Genomic DNA, 20,255 nt, shown 5'->3' with positions numbered 1-20,255 from the left:
AGTGCTTGGTAGCTTAGCCGTGCGGGCCTGGCTCACACCAGGCTCTTGACCGAGGAGGTTTGATGACTGACGAGGACGCGATCCGCGCGGTGGTGTGCCGCTACTGCCGGGGCATCGACCGGCTCGACATGGAGCTGGTCCGGTCCTGCTACCACCCTGGCGGGATCGACCACCACACCGGCTTCGACGGCCCGATCGAGGACTACATCGCGTGGGTGGAGCCGAAGGTGCGCGGCTTCGACGGCACGCAGCACCTGGTGGCCAACCACCTCGTGGAGGTCGTGGGCGATCGGGCGCTGTCGGAGACGTACGGCATGGCGGTCCACTGGGGCACGCCGTCGGACGACCCGAAGCTGAACTTCACCAGCGGCTTCCGCTTCGTCGACGTGATGGAGCGCCGCTGCGGCGAGTGGCGAATCCTGGAACGCTTCGCGTCGCGCGAGTGGACGCGCTCGGACGCCGGGGCGTTCATTCCCCGCGAGGGCCCCGGCCCGGCCGGACGCCGGGACCGCGAGGACCACATCTACCGCCTCCGCGACCGGCTGCTCACCCCCTGACGCGCGTCCCCGGCTACGCTGCACCGATGCTGCCAGTCGGCTCGCCGTTCGCCGGAGCGGTCATCGGCCACCGGCGGCTCGGGGTGTACGTCCGCGTCGCCGGGGAACCCGCGTCGATCGGGCTCGCCGAGTTCACGACGCTCCCCCGCGGCACCGAACTGCCCGCCATCGGCACGACGGTCACCGGTGACGTGCTCTGGCACGCGGGCGGCCGGATGCGGCTGCGGCTGCGCGGCGCACTCCCGCCCGCGACCCGGACCGCGGCCATCAGGCTCAGGCACCTCGACCATGCCTTCATCAACTTCGCCGACGACACTCGCCGATGGGTCCATATCCACCGCTTCCGCCTGCTCGGCACCACGAGCGACGACCGAGCCGTCCTGTCCGCGCTGATCGCGGACGAACGATTCGGCGACCACTATGCCGGCCGGCCGGGCACAGCCCCCGAACTGCACGGCCCCTACCGCCGCGACCACATCACGGCGTCGTCGTATCGCTGGATGCACCGGAACGGCGCCGAGCGACGCGTGCGGGAATGGGCCGAACAGTTCCGCGTTCCGGACCGCCTGCGGGCCGAGATGCGACGACAGGTCTACCGGCCGCTGCAGATCGCCGACGAGGTCTTCCGCCTGCCCCACCTCGGCCGCGCCGCCCTGCACGACTGGGGCTGGGTCCACCGCGAGTTCCACGAGTTCGTGCTGCTGCACCGCGCGAGCGGCCTGGTGACGCAGATCGTGGCCTCCGACGACTGACCCTCACCGGAAGTCGGCGAGGTGGTCGCGCGCCCAGGTGGCGAACGTCCGCTCCGCCTTCCACGTGACGTCCCGGACCGGGGTGCGCGGAGCCTCGATCGGCGCCTCGCCGGGTCCCGAGTAGGACTCGAAGCCGCTCAGGAAGTCGGCGGAGGCGGCCGCGAACCCGCCCTGCGCCAGGTAGATCTCCCGGGCCCGGGCCGGCGTGACCACCTCGAACCGGAGGTCCTCGCCGAGCGCGTCGGCGATCACCCCGACCTGTTCGCGCCGGCTGATCTGCTCGGGGCCGTTCACGGTGTACGCCCTGTGCTCATGCCCGTCCCCGAGCAGCGCGGCGGCCGCGGCGTCGGCGATGTCGTGCTCGTGGACGGGGTGCCCGGCCCAGTCGGGGAACGGGTCCCGCACCACGCGCTCGGCCCGGATCGACGGGCCCCACAGCCAGAGCGCGTTGAGCATGAACTCGCCGGGCCGGACGTGGGTCCACTCCAGGCCGGAGGCCTCGACGGCCCGCTCGACGGGGAGATGGAAGTTCGTGTCGTGGCCGGTCGTGACCGCCCCGGACGAGAGCGTGACGACGCGCCGCACTCCCGCCCGCTCCGCGAGCCGCACCACGTGCTCGGCGGTGGCCGGGTGCGGGAACAGGTACATCCGCTGCACTTCGGCGAACGCGGATCGAAGACTGCCGGGCTCCGCCAGATCGCCGCGGACGACCTCGACGCCGTCGGGCAGGGCGGGGTCGGCGCGCCGGGTGAGGACCCGGACGTCGGCCCCGGCCCGCAGCAGGTGCCCGACGACGAGCCGCCCGACGTTTCCGGTTCCCCCCGTGACAAGTATCCGCATCCGTCATGACTAGCGTGCCCGGCCGCGCCCCCGCAAACGCGAACACGGTGTTCGCATATGCGCGTCGAGCTGCGGAAACACCGTCAGACGACGAGGAGACCGTTCTCCAGATACGCGGTGCTGCCGTCGCCGCGGGCCCGGATCGCCGCGTCCATCCGGCGGGCCAGCAGGTCCGACAGCCGTTGTCCGGCCTCGGCCCCCGTGCACCACGCCCAGCCTCGCAGCTCCTCCGGCGGCAGGCGCATGCACGCGGTGCGATCCGGGGTCAGGACGCCACCGTCGTAGAGCAGCATCAGGCCCTCGGTGCGGTCGGGCCGGGGCGGAACCCAGTCGACCACCAGGAGCCGGCCCGGCTCGACCGCCAGCCCGAGCTCCTCGCGGACTTCGCGCACGACGGCCGCGTGCGGCGACTCGTCGGCCTCCACGGCGCCGCCGGGAATCTCCCAGTGCGGCTTGTACACGGGCTCGACCAGCAGCACGCGGCCGGCCCCGTCGGAGAACACGATGCCGGCCCCCATGCGCTTGCGGGGCAGTGTCGCGGTGAAATCGGCCATCCCGCCAAACTAGGTGGTGCGCGCGGGGCCTCCAGGAGGTGCCGGCCCTCGATGCCGGCGAAGAAGGGCTTGCCGGAGCCGAACACGACCGGCACGACGTCCATGGCCACCTCGTCGTAGGCGAAGCCCACGCGGTCGGGCCTGTCCGCCGGCACCTCGGCGCTCGCGCGCACCGGCGAGGCCAGGGGCAGGTAGTTCATCGCGTTCATGTGACCGCGACGGCCGGCCGGCGGCGAGAGCCGCGGCGTCAGCGGGGCGCGAAGGGGCGGACGCCGTACCGCTCGGCCTGCCCGATCGTGTCCCAGAGGATCCTCGGGGCCTTGGTGCCCTGCACGGTCGACACGGACTTGTGGAACCCGGTGCGGTAGGTGACCGTGATGCGGTACGCGTACCGGTCGCAGCACGGGTTCTCCGGCTGGTACGCGGGGCGCAGCCGCAGGAACTTGACACTGCCGGCCATCCGCAGCGCGGGCCTCCTGCCGACGGTGCTGCGGTCCACCACGAACGCGGTCCGCTCGCCGGCGAACCCGCCGGAGCGCTCCAGCACGATCTTGCTCGCCAGGCCGATGGGGATCATGCCCGGGGCCGCTGCGGCCGGTGTTGCGGGTGCGGCGGCCGCCACCGCACCGGTCAGGGCCAGGGTCACGATTGCGTTGCGTGCGAACGTTCGTCCCATGGTGCACCCCCGTGCTTACGGCCCCGCCGATCGGCGCCCTCTCCCCTGAGCACACCACGCGGCGGGATGCGCCCGTTCGGTTTCAGGCGGTTTGCAAACCATCACGTGTACCGCGGGCAGCGCCGACGAGCGCGTCGTCGTCGAGGATCGCGTGCCGGCCGCGGGAGTCGGCGGTGCGCCGGTCGCCCGCCAGGACGTCGTCCAGCAACGGTAGCGCGCCCGCGGCGGCCGCGCCGATCGCGCCGAGGTGGCGCACGGCCGCGCGGATCACGGCGCTGGACTCGCGGCGGCGCAGCGGCTCGATGGCGGAGCACAGCACGGGGACCGCCGGCGCCGGGTCGCCGGTGATGCGCCACCACGCGTGCGCGGCCTCGGTCCGGGTCCAGCCGCCGGGGACGTCGAGCAGGCGCCGCACGTCCCCGGCGTGCGCCGCGGCGAGCGGGCCGAGGTCCGCGAGGTACGGCAGCATCGCGTGGCCCGGCCCGCGCCGGACCGCCCGCCCGATGACCGCGAGCGCGACGCCGGGCTCGCCGGTGACCCGCCAGTGCGCCCAGGCCGCGTCCTGGGTCCCGGGCCACGCGGACGAGTGCGCCTTCGGGTGCCGGCGGCCGGTCGCCAGCCGCTCCAGGATCTCGGCGGCGGTCGCGGCGCCCGGCCCGATGCGGCCGAGCACGGCGCAGGCCCGCGCGGCGTGCCGGGTGTCGAGGAGCGCGACGAGCTCGGGCACGGCGCTCGCGGCGGCCCCGCCCCAGGCGGCCAGCGCGGCGAGGTGCGGGCGGCAGTCCCACGGGTCGCGGCGCAGCACGGCGCGGATGGTGCACAGCAGCGCCCCGGCGTGCTCGCGGAACGGGACGAGCAGGTCGTCCGGGGCGATCGTGCGCGGCCAGGAGGTCGTGGCGCCGATCCAGCGGGTCAGCGCGGGCAGCACCCGCGGGTCCCCGAGCCCGGCGAGCGCGGCGACGGCGTGCAGCCCCGTAGGGGTCTCGTCCCGCTCGGCGACGGCCAGGAGCCGCTCGGCGTGCGGGCGGACCGCCGCGCCGCCGGTCGCGAGGACCTCGGCGCAGTGCCGCCGGACGAGCTCCGACGGGTCGCGCAGCCCGTCGGCGAGGGCGGCCCAGAGCCGGGGCAGCGGGCGGCGCCAGCGGTGCAGGACGGCGGCCGCGGCCGGGGCGGCGCCCCAGCGGACCTGCTCGGTCCCGTCGTCGAACGCCGCCAGGGCCAGCCGTTCGCCCTCGTGCGGGTGTCCGGCCAGGCGCTTGGCGAGCCAGAGCACCGAGGCGTGGCCCTGGCGCGGGCGCCACGGTGAGCCGGTCCACGCGAGCGTTCCGGCCGCCGCCACGGCCTCGGCGGCGACCGTCCCAAGCCCGGCGCCGGCGCCGTCCGGCCCGGCCGCCGTCACGGCCTCGGCGGCGACCGTTCCGAGCCCGGCGGCGCCGCCGTCCGGCCCGGCCGCGCGGCGGGCGAGGGCGCCCACCGCGGCCATGCGAACCTCCGGGCTCGGGTGCGGCAGCCACGACGCGAACCACGCCACCGGCGTCGAGCCGGGCGGCGCGGCGTGGCCGAGCTCGTCCAGCGCGCGCACCTGACCGGCCAGGGCCAGCGGGTCGTCCTCGGCCGCCGCCTGCTCGCGGATGGGGCCGGCGGGGCCGGGCTCGCCGGTGAGGATCTCGCAGATCGCGTACGGGGCGACCCGCCGCACCAGCGGGTCGGGGTCGGCGATGAACGTGGTCAGCAGCGGCACGCCGGCCCGCAGGCACTCGGTCAGGGCCGGGAGCCGCGCGGCCGGCCAGGTGTGCCGGTGACTGCGCGCGATGCCGGCGATCAGGTGCACGAGCAGGGACCGGTTGCGGTTGGCGGGGAGCGACGACAGCTCGTACAACCGCTGCATGAAGAACGGGACCGTCGCGCTCGGGCGGGTGGGCCAGACCCGCTCCAGGGTGGCGAACGCCCGCTCCCCGCGCCGGTCGGGCGCGAGGTCCGCGAGGAGCCCGTGCAGCTCACCGTCCGTCACTTGCCGATAGCATCACGGTCCGGGCGTTCGCCGTACAACATTCCTCCAGAAATATTCGCCGGGTCTGTCGGATCGCGGGGGCGGCGTTCGTAGCAGGGGCGAGCGGCGGCCCGCGGCGGGCCCGCCCGAGATGGGAGATGAGACCGATGGCGCAGTACCTGATTTCCGTGCTCAACGACAACACCGAGCACGCCACCGAGGAGGAGGACGTCGCGATCGACGCCTTCAACGCGCAGCTGCAGGCCGACGGCTACTGGGTCTTCGCCGGTGGCCTCGGGGGGCCGGCCACGGCGACGGTCGTCGACAGCCGGGCCGGTGAGGCGGTGTTCACCGACGGGCCGGTCGTGGAGACGAAGGAGTTCGCCGTCGGCTTCTGGATCGTCGAGGCCCCCGACCTCGACGTGGCGCTGCGGCTCGCCTCCGGCGGGTCGAAGGCGTGCAACCGGAGGGTCGAGGTCCGGCCGTTCCTGTGACCGAGATCGAGGAGAGGATCGCCGCCGTCTACCGCGCCGAGTGGGCCCGGGTGGTCGCCGGCCTCGCCCGGCGCATCGGCGACCTCGACGTCGCCGAGGAGATGGCGGCCGAGGCGTTCGCGGCCGCCGTGGAGCGCTGGCCGGTCGACGGCGTCCCGCCGAACCCCGGCGCGTGGCTCGCCACCACCGCCCAGCGCAAGGCCGTCGACCGGCTCCGGCGCGAGGCCAAGCGCGACGAGAAGCACAAGGAGGCGCTGATGCTCACCGACACTCCGGAACCGCTCGGCGCCATCGACGACGACCGGCTCCGGCTCGTCTTCACCTGCTGCCACCCCGCGCTCGCGATGGAGACGCGGATCGCGCTGACGCTGCGCATGGTCGGCGGGCTCACCGTGGCCGAGATCGCCCGCGCGTTCCTGGTCCAGGAGAGCGCCATGGGCCAGCGGATCACCCGCGCCAAGGCGAAGATCAAGGCGGCCCGGATCCCGTACCGGGTGCCGGACCGCGAGGACCTTCCGGCGCGCGTGACCGGGGTGCTCACCGTGCTCTACCTGATCTTCAACGAGGGCTACCTGGCCTCCGACCCGCAGCGGGAGGCGATCCGCGGCGAGCTGACCGCCGAGGCGATCCGGCTGACCCGCCTGGTCCGGGACCTGCTGCCGGCCGACGGCGAGGTCGCCGGGCTGCTGGCGCTGATGCTGCTGACGGAGGCCCGCCGGGCCGCGCGGTTGTCGGCGAGCGGCGAGCTGGTGCCGCTGGACGACCAGGACCGCGGCGCCTGGGACCGCGCGCTGGTCGCCGAGGGGCACGCCCTGGTCCGGGCGCGGCTCGCGTCCGGACAGGCGCCGGGGCGGTACCAGATCCTCGCCGCGATCAACGCCGTGCACACCGACGCCCCGGACGTCCGCGACACCGACTGGTCGCAGATCGTCGCGCTCTACGACATGCTGCTGCGGCTCGAACCCACGCCCATCGTGCGGCTCAACCGGGCCATCGCCGTGGCCGAGCTCGACGGCCCGCAGGTGGCGCTGGCGCAGGTGGAGGGCCTGCCGCTGGAGGGCTACCCGGCCTTCCACGCCACCCGCGCCCGCCTGCTGCGCCGGTTGGGCCGCAGCGCGGAGGCGCGGGCGGCCTACGACCGGGCCATCGCGCTGGAGAGCAACACGGCCGCGACGGCGTACCTGACGCGCCGCCGCGACGAGGCCGGGGCTTGACCGGCGGCCGATCAGCGGACGCGGTTGGCCCAGCGCCAGTTCGCGATGAAGCCGCCGCTGACGGCGCCGAAGAAGTACCCCCACACGTGCGAGGCGACGTAGGGGCCGATGCGATCGAAGACCGCCTTGCACTCGTCGCGGCGGTCGGACAGCGCATACGCGACGGCCAGCCAGTTCTCGCAGGTGAGCGCCTGGGCGTGCGTGGGCGCGCCGGGCGCGCGCCACCGCGTCACGCAGTCGTCGAGCTCGCGCTGCACGTCGGGGCGCTGGAAGTACCGGCGGGAGTTGACGAGCCCGTCCCTGGTCACCTTGCCCCAGCAGTACTCCCGCATCGCGTACTCGAAGTGCGCGAGCAGCGGCAGCATCGTCACGCCGGTGCCGGGCGGCGCGTCGAACCCCGGCTCACGGGCGGCGGCGAACATCGCCTCGTGCGAGCCGTACCACTTCTGGCACAGGAGGTTCACGGCGATCGAGTTGACGGAGAAGTTGTACGGGTCCCGCCGCCTCGCCTCCGCCAGCAGCCGCGGGATCGAGCCGCCGCGACCGCCGTCGGCGAACATGGAGCGCAGGAGGGTCTGGTACGGCACCGGATCGCCGGGCGCGAGCGCGACGGCCCGCTGCGCCGCCGCCCGGGTCTGCTGGGACAGTTCGGCGAAGGAGCGGAGCTGTTCCCGCGACGTCTCGGCGGCGGGCGCACCACCGCGGGCCTGACTTGCCCGCTCCCCCAGCATCGCGGCGCTCAGGGTCACCGCGGTCGGGTCGTCCGGCTCCGCCGACAGCCACGCGTCGAGCCAGGTCCAGGTGTTCGCGTCGTTCGCCGCGGCCTCGGCCAGCACCAGCACCCGGTGCCCGCGGCGCTCCCAGTCGGTGCCGGCGGCGGCGACGACATCGCGGGCGGCCTCCCACTCGCCGGCCGCCGCTGCCGACCGAGCCGCCTTGAGCTCGTCGTCGTCGAGCGCCCGGTCACGGTCGGGCTGCGGGACGACCGGCGCCGGGCCGCGCCTGAAGAGACCACCGAACACGCGGGCCATCATACGGACGTGATCATGCGACGCTAGCCGAGGTCGTGCTCCTCCAGCCCTCGCAGGATCAGGGTCCGCATCGACCCGAACCCGTAGAGGTCCGCGTCGGACGACAGGTCCGCCACCTCGCGGAGCACGGTCTCGACGTCGATGCCCCGCGCGCGGGCCCGGTTGCACAGTCCCCAGATCGTCATCAGCTCGTCGCGGGGGTCGGCGCCCTGGTCCATCGCGGAAACGTGGACGAGCCGGCGGCGGAACTCCGCTGCCGACTCCCACTGCCTCGGCAGATGGACGGCCCAGCGGAAGGAGCCGTGAGCGCGGAAGATGCCCCGGACCTCCTCGCGGGCCGCCGGACCGCCGTGCTCGTACGCGTCCAGCAGCACCTCCAGGGCGGCGGCCGCCTCGGCCGCCACGCCGGCCTCCTCCACCGGTGCCGGCGCCCGCCGGAGCTTGGCCGCCCAGTCCGGGTCGCTCAGGTCGACCGGGCGCCCGGCGATGTCCCGCAGCAGCTCGTCGATGACGGCGACGTCCGCGCGCACAGCGGCGAGGCTCACTCGCCCGGACCCTGCTCCTTGACCTGCTCGGCGATCCATGGCGGCGCCTGCTGGATCGGATGCGGGGCCACCTGCCGGTCCTCGACGGTCCAGGCGGCCGACTCGCCGGCCAGCCGGATCGCCTCGGCCCAGAGCTTGCCGGGGTCGATCCGGTAGTTGCCGTCGTCCGCCGGCTCGTCCTGCATGATCGCCCCGTCGACGGGGACGGACAGGTACGCCTCCTCGGTCGTGGTGCGCTGCAACCGGACGGCGATCGAGTACGTCTTCGGCGGCTCGGCCATCCGCGCAGCATAGTCGGCGCCGCCGCCGGGTCTAGCGCGCGTCACGCAGGATGCGGGGCTCCTCGAAGTTGCGATTGTCGATGACGATGTCCGCTTGTTCGGCGGGGCGGATCTCGGCCAGGTACAGCTCCTCGCCGGGAATGTAGTACGTGCGGTACCGCTCGGCGGCGGCCTCCACCGAATCCATCCACGCCTGGTCGCGGGCCGCGCCGCGGTGCAGCACGTCCGCGACCTCGATGTGGAGGTAGACGCGCAGGTCCCAGTGCCGAGCCAGGGCCGGCTTCTGCAGGAAGCCGCCGTCCGCGACGAGGATCGCGTCCGGCGAGGTCTCGTGGACGCCGGAGTCGATGGGCGTGCGACCGCTGAAATCCATGATCTGGCTGCGGTACCGGCGGTTGCCCCCGGGACCGAGCGGCACCAGCAGCTCGTCGCGGATCGCGTCGACGTCGAACATCTCGAAGTAGTAGCTCTCCGGCGAGCCGGGCGGATACCGCGTGCGCAGGTCGACGTGCCGCTTGAAGCCGTCGACCATGACCCGCAGCACGGGCCGCGCCGTCATCCCGCGCAGGATGCTGGCCAGCTCGTCGGCCAGGGTCGTCTTGCCGGCGGCGGAGTGACCGTCGATGCCCACGCGCGCCGGGTGATCCAGTCGCAGCGCGAGGATTCGGTGCGCCAACCCGTCGAGGACCCGCTGCCGTACCGACATCGTTACAGCATGCCCCGTCGTCAGGCGATGACGCGATCGCGGCCCGCCAGGTAGCCGAACACGACGAGCACGGCGTCCACCGCGATCATCGCGACCAGCGCCGGGGTCCACGAGCCGGTGGCGTCGTGCAGCGCGCCGACCGCGGGCGGGCCCGCCGCCGCGATGAGGTAGCCGACGCACTGGGCCATGCCCGACAGGGCCGCCGCCTGGGTGTGGTGCGCGGTGCGCAGGCCGAAGAACGACAGCGCCAGCACGATGCTCGAACCGCCCGCGACTCCGGCAAGGGTCGCCCAGATCGCGCCGTAGTGCGGGGCGGCGAGGATGCCGAACGTGGCGATGGCGTACAGCACCGGGCCCGCGATCCCGAGCAGCCGCTGGTCGCGCAGCCGCGGGATGAGCGCCGAGCAGGCGACGCTGCCCGCGATCCCGCTGGCGTTCAGCAGCAGCTGGTGCACCCCGGCCGCGGTCGCGGGGACGCCGGCCGAGCTTTCGATGGACGGCAGCCAGGTGATGAGGATGTAGTACCCGGTCGACTGCAGCGCCATGAACGCGGTGATCTGCCAGCCGAGCGCGGTGCGCCACGGGCTGCGGGCGGCGGGGACGCCGGCGGCCGGGGCGCCGCCGGGGCTCGGCGACGGGACGCTGCGACGGCCGAGCTGCGGGGCCAGGACGGCCAGCGCGACGAGGGCCAGGCCGGCCCACATGCCGAGCGGGAGGCGCCATCCGGCCGAGGTCCAGCCCGCGACCGGAACGGCGAGCCCGGCCGCGATCGCCGCGAAGCTCGCCTGCACCGACGAGTACGCGCCGGTGACCGGCCCGATCCGGTGCGGGAAGTCGCGCTTGACGAGCGCGGGCAGCACCACGTTGAGCACGGCGATCGCGACGCCGAGCAGCGCGGTGCCGAGCCACAACAGCGGTGCCCCGGGCAGCGAGCGCACGACGAGCCCGGCGGCCAGGACCGCGAGGCCGGCGCCGAGGGTGCGCTCGATGCCGATGCGGCGGGCGAGCACGGGCGCGACCGGGGAGACCACGGCGAAGGCGATGAGCGGGAGGCTGATCAGCGCCGAGGCGGTCAGCGAGGTGAGGCCGAGGTCGTCTCGCAGGTCGTCGAGCACCGGTCCGACGCTCGTGATGGCGGCGCGCAGGTTGGCCGCGACCAGCAGCAGGCCGGCCAGGACCAGTGCCGGGCGGAGCGTGCGGACCTTCGGGGTGGCGACTTGGTCAGTGAGCGTCATGCTGCTCGGCTTCCTCTTGCAGTTCGTGGGCGAGCCGGGCCATGCGCTCGGCGGCGGCCGCGGCCGCGTCCGGGTCGCCGGCGGTGACCGCGTCCACGATCTCGGCGTGGCTCGCGTCGATCTCCGCGAGCCGGGGCCTCGCCGCGGCCAGGTCGACGGCGGGCGAGTTCAGGTGGTCCAGCGAGCGCTCGTTGCCGCCGGTGCCGCGGTAGATCTCGGCGAGCAGGGCGTTGCCGGACGCCTCGAGCAGGAGCCGGTGGAACGCGATGTCGGCCGCGGCGTAGGCGGGGCCGTCCGTCGCCGCGGCGCGGGCGGCGAGCGCCTCGGCCAGGCCCGCGCGCTGCTGCGGGGTGGCCCGGGTCGCGGCGAGCCGCGCGCCCTCGCGCTCCAGCAGCAGGCGGACCTCGGCGACGTCGGCCGCCCGGTCGCGCTCCAACCGCCGGGCGAGCGCGGGCCCGAGGTCGCTGGTGGCGATCACGAAGGTCCCGTAGCCGGCCCGGGCGCCGAGCAGGCCGGCGTGCACGAGCGAGCGCAGGCCCTCGCGGACGCTGTTGCGGCTGACGCCGAGCTCGCGGGTCAGCTCGTGCTCGGTCGGCAGGAGCGCGCCGACCGGGAACTCGCCGTCGGCGATGCGTCGGCGCAGCTGGTCGGCGACCTGCTCCGACAGCGACACGTTGGGACTCAGGCGCGGCATGGGTCCAGCCTGCCATTGAGCCAAATGTTGGACAATTGCCCGAGCGCATCAGAACCTGTGGTCTACCGCACGGCGGCGGCGGCCGGCCGTGCCGGGGAACCGTCGCGCCGGGGCCGCCCGCGGCCACCTGGCCCTACTACACTCGGCACGGGATCGTCGAGCCGGTCGCCCCCGAGCGCCGCCGGCACGCGAGGAGGACACGGGTGACGGCTGGGGGATTCTCGGCGAGGCGGCTGGTGCTGGTCCGAGACCTGCTCGAGCGGCAGGTCGATGCCGGCTTCGTCCCGGGGGCCGTGGCGGTGCTCGCGCGGCGCGGGGCCGTACACGTGGAGACCGTCGGAAGGCTCGCGTTCGAGGGGCCGGGGTCGAGGAAGCCCATGGCCACCGACACCATCTGCCGCCTGGGCTCGTCGTCGAAGCCGCTCGTCGCCGCGTGCGCGATGACGCTCGTCGAGGACTGCACCATCCGCCTGGACAACCCCGTCGACGAGCTCCTCCCGGAGCTGGCGGACATGGCCGTCCTGGCCGATCCGGACGGGCCTCTGCACGACACCGTCCCGGCGCGGCGCCCGATCACGGTGCGGGACCTGCTGACCGGCACGCTCGGCACCGGCATGCTTGCGGCCCCGCCCGGCACGATCCCGATCGCGGACGCGCTGGGCGCGCTCGGCAGGACGTCGCCGGACGAGTGGCTGCGGCGGCTCGGCGAGCTGCCGCTGGTCCGCCAGCCGGGTGAGAGCTGGATGTACGACACCGCCGCCGACATCACCGGCGTGCTCATCGCCCGGGCCACCGGCAAGTCGCTCGGCGACACGCTGCGCGAGCGCGTCTGCGAGCCCCTCGGCATGCGGGACACCGGTTTCCGCGTGGAGGGCGAGCACCTCGGCCGGCTGGCGACGGCGTACGAGGCCGAGGACGTCGACGGCGCGGCGGTGGTCGAGGACGGCCCCTACGATCGCTGGAGCCGGCCGCCGACGTTCGAGTCGGCCGGCGGCGGGCTCGTCTCGACCGCCGCGGACTATCTCGCGTTCGGCTCGGCGATGCTCGCGGGCGGCGGGCCGGTGCTCTCGCGCCCCGCGGTGACGCTGATGACGACCGATCACCTGACGCCCGGGCAGAAGGCGCTCTCGGGGTTCGGGCCCGGCTACCTCGCCGACATCGGCTGGGGGCTCGGCCTGGCGGTGCGCACCCGCCGCACGCACCTCGGCCCGTCGGTCGGCACCTACGGCTGGCACGGGTTCTACGGCACCGCCTGGTACAACGATCCCGCCGAGGACCTCACCGCCTACTTCGCCATCCAGCGGGCGCACGCGGGCGACCAGGCCCTGCCGATGTGGCAGGACCTGTGGACGGCGGTCTACCAGGCGATCGACGACTGACCGCCGCGGAGCCCGGGGCGCGGTACCCTGGGCTCCGCGAGGGTCACGGGTCAGGACTTGCGGAAGGTCTGCGCGCCAGAACCGTTGCAGTCCCAGATCTGCAGCCGCGTGCCGTTGGCCGTGTTGCCCGACGGGGAGTCGAGGCAGCGGCCGGACTGCGGGTTGCGCAGCGTGCCGTTGCCGCCGTCGACCCAGACCTGTGCCGCGTTGCCGGTGCAGTCGTGCAGCTGCAGGACGGTACCGTTGCCGGTTCCGCCACCGGCGATGTCGAGGCACCGGCCGAGCGTCGTGAGGGACGAGCCGTTCCACTTCCAGTTCTGGTCCTTGGACGTGTCCTGGCAGTCCCAGAGCTGGACGGCCGCGCCGTCGCCGCCGGTGTCGTCGCCCGCGACGTCCACGCACTTGCCGCCCGGGCCGACGATGTTGGAGGCGCCGCCGTTGTAGACGAAGGACTGCGCTGCGGAACCGTTGCAGTCCCAGATCTGCAGGCGGGTGCCGTTGCCGGTGGCGCCCGACGGGGAGTCGAGGCACCGGCCGGAGCCGACGTTCACGAGCGTGCCGCTGGGCGTCGTGCGCCACTGCTGCCAGCCGCCCGCGTTGCAGTCCCACAGCTCCAGCTTCGCGCCGGCGGCCGAGGAGGCGCCGGTGACGTCCAGGCAGCGGCCGAGCGTCTGCAGGGTGCCGTTGTTCTTGAGCACCCAGTGCTGGTCGGCGGCCCCGGCCTGGCAGTCCCACAGCTGCACGGCCGCGCCGTTGCCGCCGATGTCGTCGCCCGAGACGTCCATGCACTTGCCGCCGGGGCCGATGACCGTGTTCCCGGTGCCGCTCGATCCGCCGCCCGGGCCCTTGTTGTAGACGGCGACCGAGTCGATGACCATCGACGCGCCCGAGATCGTGGAGGCGTAGGGGCCGCCGCCGAACGCGTCGGGGAAGCCGCCGCCGATGGCGAGGTCGTAGATGATGAAGAACGGGTGGTCGACGGCGTTGGACCAGGTGGTCGCGTCCACCTGGTTGGCGAACAGGGTGAAGAAGTTGCCGCCGTCGAAGTAGAAGCGGATCTGCTCCGGCGAGACCGAGCGGTCGACCTCGACCGCGTAGTCGTGGAACCCGGTCTGGCAGCCGGGGCAGCCGCGCTCGCCGCTGCCGAGGCCCGTGCTCTCGTTGCAGGGGCCGCCCGGGTTGACGCCGCAGTGCAGGGTGCTGAACAGCGAGCTGCGGCCGTTGATGTCCTCCATGATGTCGATCTCGCCCGAGCCCGGCCACGCCACGCCGGCCCGCAGCGGGGCGCCGAGCATCCAGAACGCGGGCCAGTAGCCGGCGCCGTTCGCCGTGGTCACGTTCGGCTGCTGCAGCCGGGACTCCACGCGCATGACGCCGCCCGGGGCCGCCCCGAAGGTGGCCGCCTGCGTCTCGACCCGGCCCGACGTCCAGCCCGCGCGCGGGTCGGAGCCGCTGTGCAGGGCGGTGAGCAGCAGGTGCCCGGCGCCGTCCTTGTGGACGTTGGCGGTACTGCTCGTCATGGTCTCGATCTCGCCGGTGCCGAAGTTCGAGCCGGGGCCGGTGTCGTACTTCCACACGTTCGTGTCGAGCCCCGAGCCGTTGGGCCCGTCGAACTCGTCGCTCCACGTGAGCGTGAAGCCGGGCGGGGCGGGGTTGATGGTGGCGTTCGCGGCGACGGTGGCGGTGACGGCGTAGTACGCCGGCACGGCGACGACGGCGGCCAGCAGGGCCGCCTGAAGCTTCCTGCGCATGGCTGACCTCTCTCGGCGCCCTGAGAGCGCTCTCTGTCAGCTTTATTTACAGTTTGGCGACGCGGATGTCAATTGTTGTCGATGGATGACCCCAGGGACGCGCGCAGGGCCACGGCGCCGGACTCGGCCAGCCAGCCGGCGAACGTGCGCAGCCCCGGGTGGATGACGCGCAGGGCCTCGATGTCCGCGTGCCAGCGCTCGCCGGCCCGCCAGCGCCGCAGGGTCTGCTCGACCATCGGGCCGAGCGCGGCCGCCTCGCCGTCGGTGAGCTGCTCGTAGCGGACCTCGATGCCGGTGGCCTCGCTGATCGCGGCGGCGGCCTCGACCGGGGTCGGCTCGTCGCCTGCCAGCTCCAGCGTCCGGCCGGCGAATCGGGCCGGGTCGGCGAACGCGAGGGCCGCGAAGTCGGCGATGTCCTCCAGCGCGATGACCTGCATGGGCTCGTGCGGCGCGAACAGGTGCCGGTGCACCCCGCCGGCGATCCCGTCGAGGCCGGACGCGCCGGTCCCGATGTAGTTGGTCATGAATCGCACGGGCCTCAGGACCGTCGCGAACCTGATGTGGTCGTGCAGGTACCGTTCGACGAGCGCCTTGCCCTCGGCGGACTGCGTCCTGGTCGAGGACGACGCGACCGTGCTGAACACCAGCTGCTCGACCCCGGCGGCGGACGCGGCGTCGATCAGTGCCCGTCCGCGGGCGACTTCCCGGTCCGTGTCGAACGTGACGGGCGGGACGGCGAACACCGCGGCGGCGCCGTCGAGCGCGGGCGCCAGGCCGGCCGGGGCGTCGAAATCGCCCGGGACGAGCCGCGCTCCGGCGGCGGCCAGCGCGACGGCGGCCGGTGCGGTGATGTCGCGGACCAGGGCTCGGACCGGCCGGCCCAGCTCCAGGAGCCGTCGCGCGGTGGCGCCGCCCTGCTTCCCCGTGGCGCCGGTGACGACGATCGGCCCGGATGTGTGTGACAGTGACATGAACCGGAACGATCCACCCGGCTCCGGGCCGAGGACAAGGATTTCGTGACATGACCGCGGAACGCGCCGACGGCCGCCACAATCGCGAGCTCGTGCTGCGCACGGCGATGCGCGTCTTCGCCGACGACGGGCTGGAGGTGCCGCTGAGCCGCATCGCGCAGCGGGCCGGGGTCGGCGCCGGCACCGTCTACCGGCACTTTCCGAGCAAGGACATCCTCATCGAGGCGGTGCTCGCCGAGCACGTCCGCGGCCTGGCGCGGGCCGCCGACCGGTGGGCCGGCCGCGCCGCGCCGGGCGAGGCCCTGGTCGGGCTGATCCTCGAGGCGATCGAGCAGTCGTCCGGCCGCGTCAGCGTCTGCGACGCGCTCACCGGCGACAAGAGCTGGCCGCGCGCCGCCCTCGCCCCCGCGGCCCGGGAGTTCGGCCGGGCGCTGGAACGGCTGCTGCTGGCCGCGCAGCAAGCCGGCGCGGTGCGGGCCGACATGCGGGTGGACGATCTGACCGCGCTCATCGCCGGAGGCGCGGCGCTGCGCTCGGCCCATCGCAGCCGGGCCCGCGCCGCGCGGCTCGTGCGGCTGCTGGTCGGCGGCCTGCTCACGAAAGAGGCCGCGTTTCGTGACACGGACCCCGGCCGGCGTCACGAAACGCGGCACTGCCTCGAGTGCGGCACCCGGCTGCGCGTCCACACCACCGGACGGCCGCCGAGCTACTGCGGGCCGACCTGCCGCCAGCGCGCTCGCCGCCGGCGCCGCTGACGCGGTTTTCCCGGTTGCCCCAGCCTCCTCGCCGGCATCAGCATGAGGGCATGAACGTGGAGATCGTCGCGGTGCCGGGCACGGACGCCGAGCTGCTGGTGCCGGTCCTGCACGACGCCGAGGAGGACGACGAGCGCATCCGCGCCGCCCTGCGCGATCCGGCCTGCCGCGCGTACGCCGCCCGGCTCGGCGGCGAGACGGTCGGCGCCGCGGTCGTGCGGTGGGACGAGCGGGAGCCGTCCGAGCTGCTGTACATCGCCGTCGACCCCGCCCGCCGCGGCTCCGGCGTCGGCCGACGGCTCGTCGCGGCCATCCAGGCCGAGCTGCCCGCCCACGGCCGCTCACTGCTCGTCGGCACGGCCAACTGCTCGCTGGACAACATCGCCTTCTACCAGCGGTGCGGCTTCCGGATGCACTCGGTGCGGCGCGGCTTCTTCGACTACATCCAGCCGCCGCTGTCCGAGCACGGAATCCCGATGCTGGACATGATCGTGTTCTCGTACGTCAGTCCCACCGCGACCGGGTGACGTGCTCGGCCCGGCACGCGCGGACGCTGGCGGGGTGCGGGGTCTGCTGCTGTCCGTGAACGTCGGGCGGCCGAAGGACGTGGCGTGGCAGGGGCGCACGGTGTTCACCGGCGTCTGGAAGCGACCGGTCGACGGCCCGGTCATGGCGCGCCGGCTCAACCTGGACGGCGACGGCCAGGGCGACACCGAGGGCCACGGCGGCGAGCAGCGGGCCGTGCTCGTCTATCAGCTGGACTCCTACCGCCACTGGCAGCAGGCGCTCGCCCTGCCGTCCGAATTCGGCCAGTTCGGCGAGAACCTCACCGTCGACGGGCTCGCCGACGACGAGGTGTGCATCGGCGACCGCTACCGCATCGGCGACGCCGAGTTCGAGGTCACCCAGCCGCGGGTCACCTGCTACCGCGTCGGCCTGCGCCTCGGCGTGCCCGAGATGGCGGCGCTGCTCGTCGCGCACCACCGCCCCGGGTTCTACATGCGGGTCCTCCGCGAAGGGCTCATCCGCGCCGGTGACGTCATCACCCGCACGCGCCGGGGCCCGATCTCGGTGGCCGAGACCGACGCCCTGCTGTACCTCCCCCACCACGACCTGCAAAGCGTGCGCCTCGCCGCCGGAGTGCCCGCGCTGAGCCCCGGCTGGCGGCAGTCGTTCCGCGACATGCTCACCCCGAAGGCCGCCGCCATCCCGGCGTGGCCCGGCTTCCGGCCGCTGCGCGTGACCGCCGTGCAGGCCGAGAACGCCACGGTGACGTCGATCCGGTTCGCCGGGCCCGCCCCGCGCGCGCTGCCCGGCCAGTACATCACCGTCCGCCTGCCCGGCAACGGCCCGGTCCGCAGCTACTCGCTGTCCAGCGACGCCTGCCGCATCACCGTCAAGCGCGAGCCACACGGCGCCGCGAGCGGGTTCCTGACGACGGAGGTGCGCCCGGGGTCCACATTGGACGTCGCGGCGCCCCGCGGCGACTTCGTCCTCGAGGACGGCGACGAACCGGTCCTGCTGATCTCGGCCGGCATCGGCCTGACCCCGGTGCTGGCCATGCTGCACCACCTGGCGTCCGGCCCGCGGGAGGTCTGGTGGATCCACGCCGCCCGAAGCCCGGCCGAGCACCCGCTCGCCGCCGAGGCGACCGCCCGGCTCGCCACCATGCCCAACGCCCGCGAGCACATCTTCTACAGCACCACCACCGGCCGCCTGACCGCCGACCGTCTCGCCGCGATCCAGGTGCCGAAGACCGCGACCGCCTACGTGTGCGGCCCGGAAGCCTTCATGGCCGACATGCGCGAAGCCCTCGGACGGGCCGGCGTCGGCCGCATCCGCTCGGAGCTGTTCACCGCCCGCCCGCGCATCAACCCGGGCCTCGCCGACCGCCCCGCGAAGGCACCCCACCCGCCCCCGGGTGAGCCGGGCGAGGGCCCGCGGGTGACGTTCGCTCGCAGCGGTGTTTCGGCAGCGGTACCGCCGGCAGGCAGCATCCTGGACCTCGCCGACGCCTGCGACGTGCCCACGCGCTGGAGCTGCCGCACCGGCGTCTGCCACACGTGCGAGACACCACTGCTCGCGGGCGAGGTCACCTACTCCCCCGAGCCGCTGGAGCCCCCGGACGCCGGCTCCGTGCTGATCTGCTGCGCCCGCCCCGGCACCGACGTGGTCCTCGACATGTGAGCCAAATCCTACCGCTCCGATAAGTTTTACAGAGCCCGAACACTGCATTCATTCATTTACGGACATCATCGTCCAGAGTGGAGTTCATGCGTAGATTGCCAGTCGCCCTGGCCGCCGCCGCCCTCGCCGCCGCGGCCGCGCTCGTCGGCTCCGTCGCGTCCGCCGGTCGCGCGCCGGCCTCCGCCGCGGCCGCCGCCCCGCCGAACATCGTGTTCGTCCTCGTCGACGACCTCGCGTGGAACCTGGTGCAGTACATGCCCCAGGTCAAGCGCCTGCAGACCGACGGCACGACGTTCACCAACTACACCGTCACCGACTCGCTGTGCTGCCCGTCCCGATCGTCGATCTTCACCGGGAAGTTCCCGCACGACACCGGGGTCTTCACCAACGAGGGCCCCGACGGCGGCTTCAACGTGTTCCGCGACCGGGGCAACGAGTCGCACACGTTCGCCACCGCCCTGCGGGCCCAGGGATACACGACCGCCTTCATGGGCAAGTACCTCAACGGGTACCTCCCCAAGGACCTCTACACCCCGCCGGGCTGGTCCGAGTGGTACGGCGCCGGCAACGCCTACGGGGAGTACAACTACAACCTCAACGAGAACGGCACCCTGGTCCACTACGGCAACACCGACGCCGACTACCTCACCGACGTCGTGGGGGCCAAGGGCAGGTCGTTCATCCAGCGCACCGCCGCGGCGCACGAACCGTTCCTGCTCGAGATCTCCACGTTCGCGCCGCACGGCCCGTTCACCCCGGCCCGCCAGGACCTCGACAAGTTCCCCGGCCTGACCGCCCCGCGCACCCCCGCCTGGGACACCCTGCCGGCGAACGCGCCCACATGGCTGGCCGGCAACGGTCCGCTCACCGCCGACGAGATCACGAAGATCGACACCGACTATCGCAAGCGGGCCCAGGCCGTCCAGGCCGTCGACCGCATGATCGCCGGGCTCCGCCAGCAGCTGACCGACTCCGGCGTGGCCGGGAACACCTTCGTCGTGTTCAGCTCCGACAACGGGTTCCACCTGGGCGACCACCGCCTCGTCGAGGGCAAGCAGACCGCGTTCGACCATGACGTGGTCGTACCGCTGGTGGTCGCCGGCCCCAACGTGCCCGCGAACACGAGCCGCCCGCAGATCGTGCAGAACATCGACCTGGCGCCCACGTTCCAGCGCATCGGCGGCGCCCCCGTCTCCGGCGACGTCGACGGCCGCGGCCTGCTCACGCTGCTCACCGGCGGCCAGACCGACGCCTGGCGCACCGGCTCGCTCATCGAGCACCACGGCCCCGGCACCAGCGCCGACGACCCCGACGCGCAGGACGCCCGCAACGGCATGCCGACGACCTACGAGGCCCTGCGCACCGCCACGTACACCTACGTCGAGTACGACAACCGCGAACACGAGTACTACGACCGCACCACGGACCCGTACCAGCTGCGCAACACCTACGCCGGCCTCACCGCCGCCCGCAAGGCAGCCCTGCACGCCGACCTGGACGCGCTGCAGAACTGCCACACCAACGCCTCCTGCTGGACCGCCGGGCACGTCGGCTGAGCTCCGGCACCACGAAGGCACCACGAAGGCACCACGGAGGCACCGCGAAGCGCCCGCCGGCGGCTCCGGGTGACGGAGCCGCCGGCG

The 20,255-nt window shown here is 74.0% G+C and carries 21 protein-coding genes; 9 read left to right on the top strand and 12 right to left on the bottom strand.

What is annotated here, in order from left to right:
• Nucleotides 1-62 precede the first annotated feature (62 nt).
• Both AC6JBM_RS11295 and AC6JBM_RS11290 read left to right on the top strand, forming a co-directional pair.
• Nucleotides 63-557: a nuclear transport factor 2 family protein gene (locus AC6JBM_RS11295; RefSeq protein ID WP_350617046.1), complete on the top strand. Its 495-nt coding sequence runs from the start codon at nt 63-65 to the stop codon at nt 555-557.
• Between the two features lie 26 nt (nt 558-583).
• Complete coding sequence (locus AC6JBM_RS11290; protein WP_497983552.1) at nt 584-1,309, top strand: hypothetical protein; 726 nt, start codon at nt 584-586, stop codon at nt 1,307-1,309.
• A 3-nt stretch (nt 1,310-1,312) separates the two neighbouring features.
• On the opposite strand, the gene AC6JBM_RS11285 is transcribed toward AC6JBM_RS11290, so the two are convergent.
• The 4 genes from AC6JBM_RS11285 to AC6JBM_RS11270 all read right to left on the bottom strand — a co-directional run bounded on the left by AC6JBM_RS11285 (nt 1,313) and on the right by AC6JBM_RS11270 (nt 5,390).
• Complete coding sequence (locus AC6JBM_RS11285) at nt 1,313-2,149, bottom strand: SDR family oxidoreductase (RefSeq protein ID WP_497983551.1); 837 nt, start codon at nt 2,147-2,149, stop codon at nt 1,313-1,315.
• A gap of 83 nt (nt 2,150-2,232) precedes the next feature.
• Nucleotides 2,233-2,703 (bottom strand): NUDIX domain-containing protein, encoded by a 471-nt coding sequence (locus tag AC6JBM_RS11280; protein WP_497983550.1) that lies wholly within the window; start codon nt 2,701-2,703, stop codon nt 2,233-2,235.
• 247 nt (nt 2,704-2,950) lie between these two features.
• Complete coding sequence (locus AC6JBM_RS11275; protein ID WP_497983549.1) at nt 2,951-3,379, bottom strand: protealysin inhibitor emfourin; 429 nt, start codon at nt 3,377-3,379, stop codon at nt 2,951-2,953.
• 82 nt (nt 3,380-3,461) lie between these two features.
• Nucleotides 3,462-5,390, bottom strand: a complete 1,929-nt coding sequence (locus AC6JBM_RS11270; protein WP_497983548.1) for a hypothetical protein — start codon at nt 5,388-5,390, stop codon at nt 3,462-3,464.
• Nucleotides 5,391-5,536: 146 nt separating this feature from the next.
• Here AC6JBM_RS11270 and AC6JBM_RS11265 point away from each other — a divergent pair, with 146 nt between their 5' ends.
• Nucleotides 5,537-5,863, top strand: coding sequence for a YciI family protein (locus AC6JBM_RS11265; protein ID WP_497983547.1), 327 nt, complete (start codon nt 5,537-5,539; stop codon nt 5,861-5,863).
• Complete coding sequence (locus AC6JBM_RS11260) at nt 5,860-7,077, top strand: RNA polymerase sigma factor (protein WP_497983546.1); 1,218 nt, start codon at nt 5,860-5,862, stop codon at nt 7,075-7,077. Before AC6JBM_RS11265 ends, AC6JBM_RS11260 begins: the two co-directional genes overlap by 4 nt.
• An 11-nt stretch (nt 7,078-7,088) precedes the next feature.
• Here AC6JBM_RS11260 and AC6JBM_RS11255 read toward each other — a convergent pair whose 3' ends face one another.
• The 6 genes from AC6JBM_RS11255 to AC6JBM_RS11230 are packed head-to-tail and all read right to left on the bottom strand — an operon-like array spanning nt 7,089 to nt 11,569.
• The gene (locus AC6JBM_RS11255; protein WP_497983545.1) at nt 7,089-8,099 is read right to left on the bottom strand and encodes a hypothetical protein; all 1,011 of its coding nucleotides are present in this window, start codon (nt 8,097-8,099) and stop codon (nt 7,089-7,091) included.
• Between the two features lie 32 nt (nt 8,100-8,131).
• Nucleotides 8,132-8,653 (bottom strand): hypothetical protein, encoded by a 522-nt coding sequence (locus AC6JBM_RS11250; protein ID WP_497983544.1) that lies wholly within the window; start codon nt 8,651-8,653, stop codon nt 8,132-8,134.
• A complete protein-coding gene (locus AC6JBM_RS11245; RefSeq protein ID WP_497983543.1) occupies nt 8,650-8,934 on the bottom strand; it encodes a hypothetical protein in 285 nt (94 codons plus the stop codon). Before AC6JBM_RS11245 ends, AC6JBM_RS11250 begins: the two co-directional genes overlap by 4 nt.
• A gap of 31 nt (nt 8,935-8,965) precedes the next feature.
• Nucleotides 8,966-9,640, bottom strand: coding sequence for a nucleoside/nucleotide kinase family protein (locus AC6JBM_RS11240; RefSeq protein ID WP_497983542.1), 675 nt, complete (start codon nt 9,638-9,640; stop codon nt 8,966-8,968).
• Between the two features lie 20 nt (nt 9,641-9,660).
• Nucleotides 9,661-10,875 carry an MFS transporter gene (locus tag AC6JBM_RS11235; RefSeq protein WP_497983541.1) on the bottom strand — a complete coding sequence of 405 codons (1,215 nt, stop codon included), beginning with the start codon at nt 10,873-10,875 and terminating at the stop codon, nt 9,661-9,663.
• Nucleotides 10,862-11,569, bottom strand: coding sequence for a FadR/GntR family transcriptional regulator (locus AC6JBM_RS11230; protein ID WP_497983540.1), 708 nt, complete (start codon nt 11,567-11,569; stop codon nt 10,862-10,864). The genes AC6JBM_RS11235 and AC6JBM_RS11230 overlap by 14 nt, the downstream gene beginning before the upstream one ends.
• A 203-nt stretch (nt 11,570-11,772) precedes the next feature.
• On the opposite strand from AC6JBM_RS11230, the gene AC6JBM_RS11225 reads away from it, so the two are divergent.
• Nucleotides 11,773-12,948 carry a serine hydrolase domain-containing protein gene (locus AC6JBM_RS11225; protein WP_497983539.1) on the top strand — a complete coding sequence of 392 codons (1,176 nt, stop codon included), beginning with the start codon at nt 11,773-11,775 and terminating at the stop codon, nt 12,946-12,948.
• 50 nt (nt 12,949-12,998) lie between these two features.
• Here the strand turns inward: AC6JBM_RS11225 and AC6JBM_RS11220 are convergent, their stop codons facing one another.
• Together AC6JBM_RS11220 and AC6JBM_RS11215 are read right to left on the bottom strand one after the other, a co-directional pair.
• Nucleotides 12,999-14,699 (bottom strand): ricin-type beta-trefoil lectin domain protein, encoded by a 1,701-nt coding sequence (locus AC6JBM_RS11220; RefSeq protein ID WP_497983538.1) that lies wholly within the window; start codon nt 14,697-14,699, stop codon nt 12,999-13,001.
• A 68-nt stretch (nt 14,700-14,767) separates the two neighbouring features.
• Nucleotides 14,768-15,670, bottom strand: coding sequence for an NmrA family NAD(P)-binding protein (locus AC6JBM_RS11215; protein WP_497983537.1), 903 nt, complete (start codon nt 15,668-15,670; stop codon nt 14,768-14,770).
• Nucleotides 15,671-15,720: 50 nt separating this feature from the next.
• Here AC6JBM_RS11215 and AC6JBM_RS11210 point away from each other — a divergent pair, with 50 nt between their 5' ends.
• The 4 genes from AC6JBM_RS11210 (at nt 15,721) to AC6JBM_RS11195 (ending at nt 20,168) form a co-directional block, all read left to right on the top strand.
• Entirely contained in the window at nt 15,721-16,425 is a 705-nt protein-coding gene (locus AC6JBM_RS11210) for a TetR/AcrR family transcriptional regulator (RefSeq protein WP_497983536.1), read from the top strand.
• Between the two features lie 50 nt (nt 16,426-16,475).
• Nucleotides 16,476-16,952, top strand: a complete 477-nt coding sequence (locus tag AC6JBM_RS11205) for a GNAT family N-acetyltransferase (protein ID WP_497983535.1) — start codon at nt 16,476-16,478, stop codon at nt 16,950-16,952.
• A gap of 34 nt (nt 16,953-16,986) precedes the next feature.
• A complete protein-coding gene (locus AC6JBM_RS11200; RefSeq protein ID WP_497983534.1) occupies nt 16,987-18,612 on the top strand; it encodes an MOSC domain-containing protein in 1,626 nt (541 codons plus the stop codon).
• An 86-nt stretch (nt 18,613-18,698) separates the two neighbouring features.
• Complete coding sequence (locus AC6JBM_RS11195) at nt 18,699-20,168, top strand: sulfatase family protein (RefSeq protein ID WP_497983533.1); 1,470 nt, start codon at nt 18,699-18,701, stop codon at nt 20,166-20,168.
• Nucleotides 20,169-20,255 lie beyond the last annotated feature (87 nt).

The organism is Dactylosporangium thailandense (assembly GCF_059739745.1).
The sequence above is the reverse complement of the archived record's forward strand: the minus strand, read 5'-3'. Positions and strand labels throughout refer to the sequence as shown.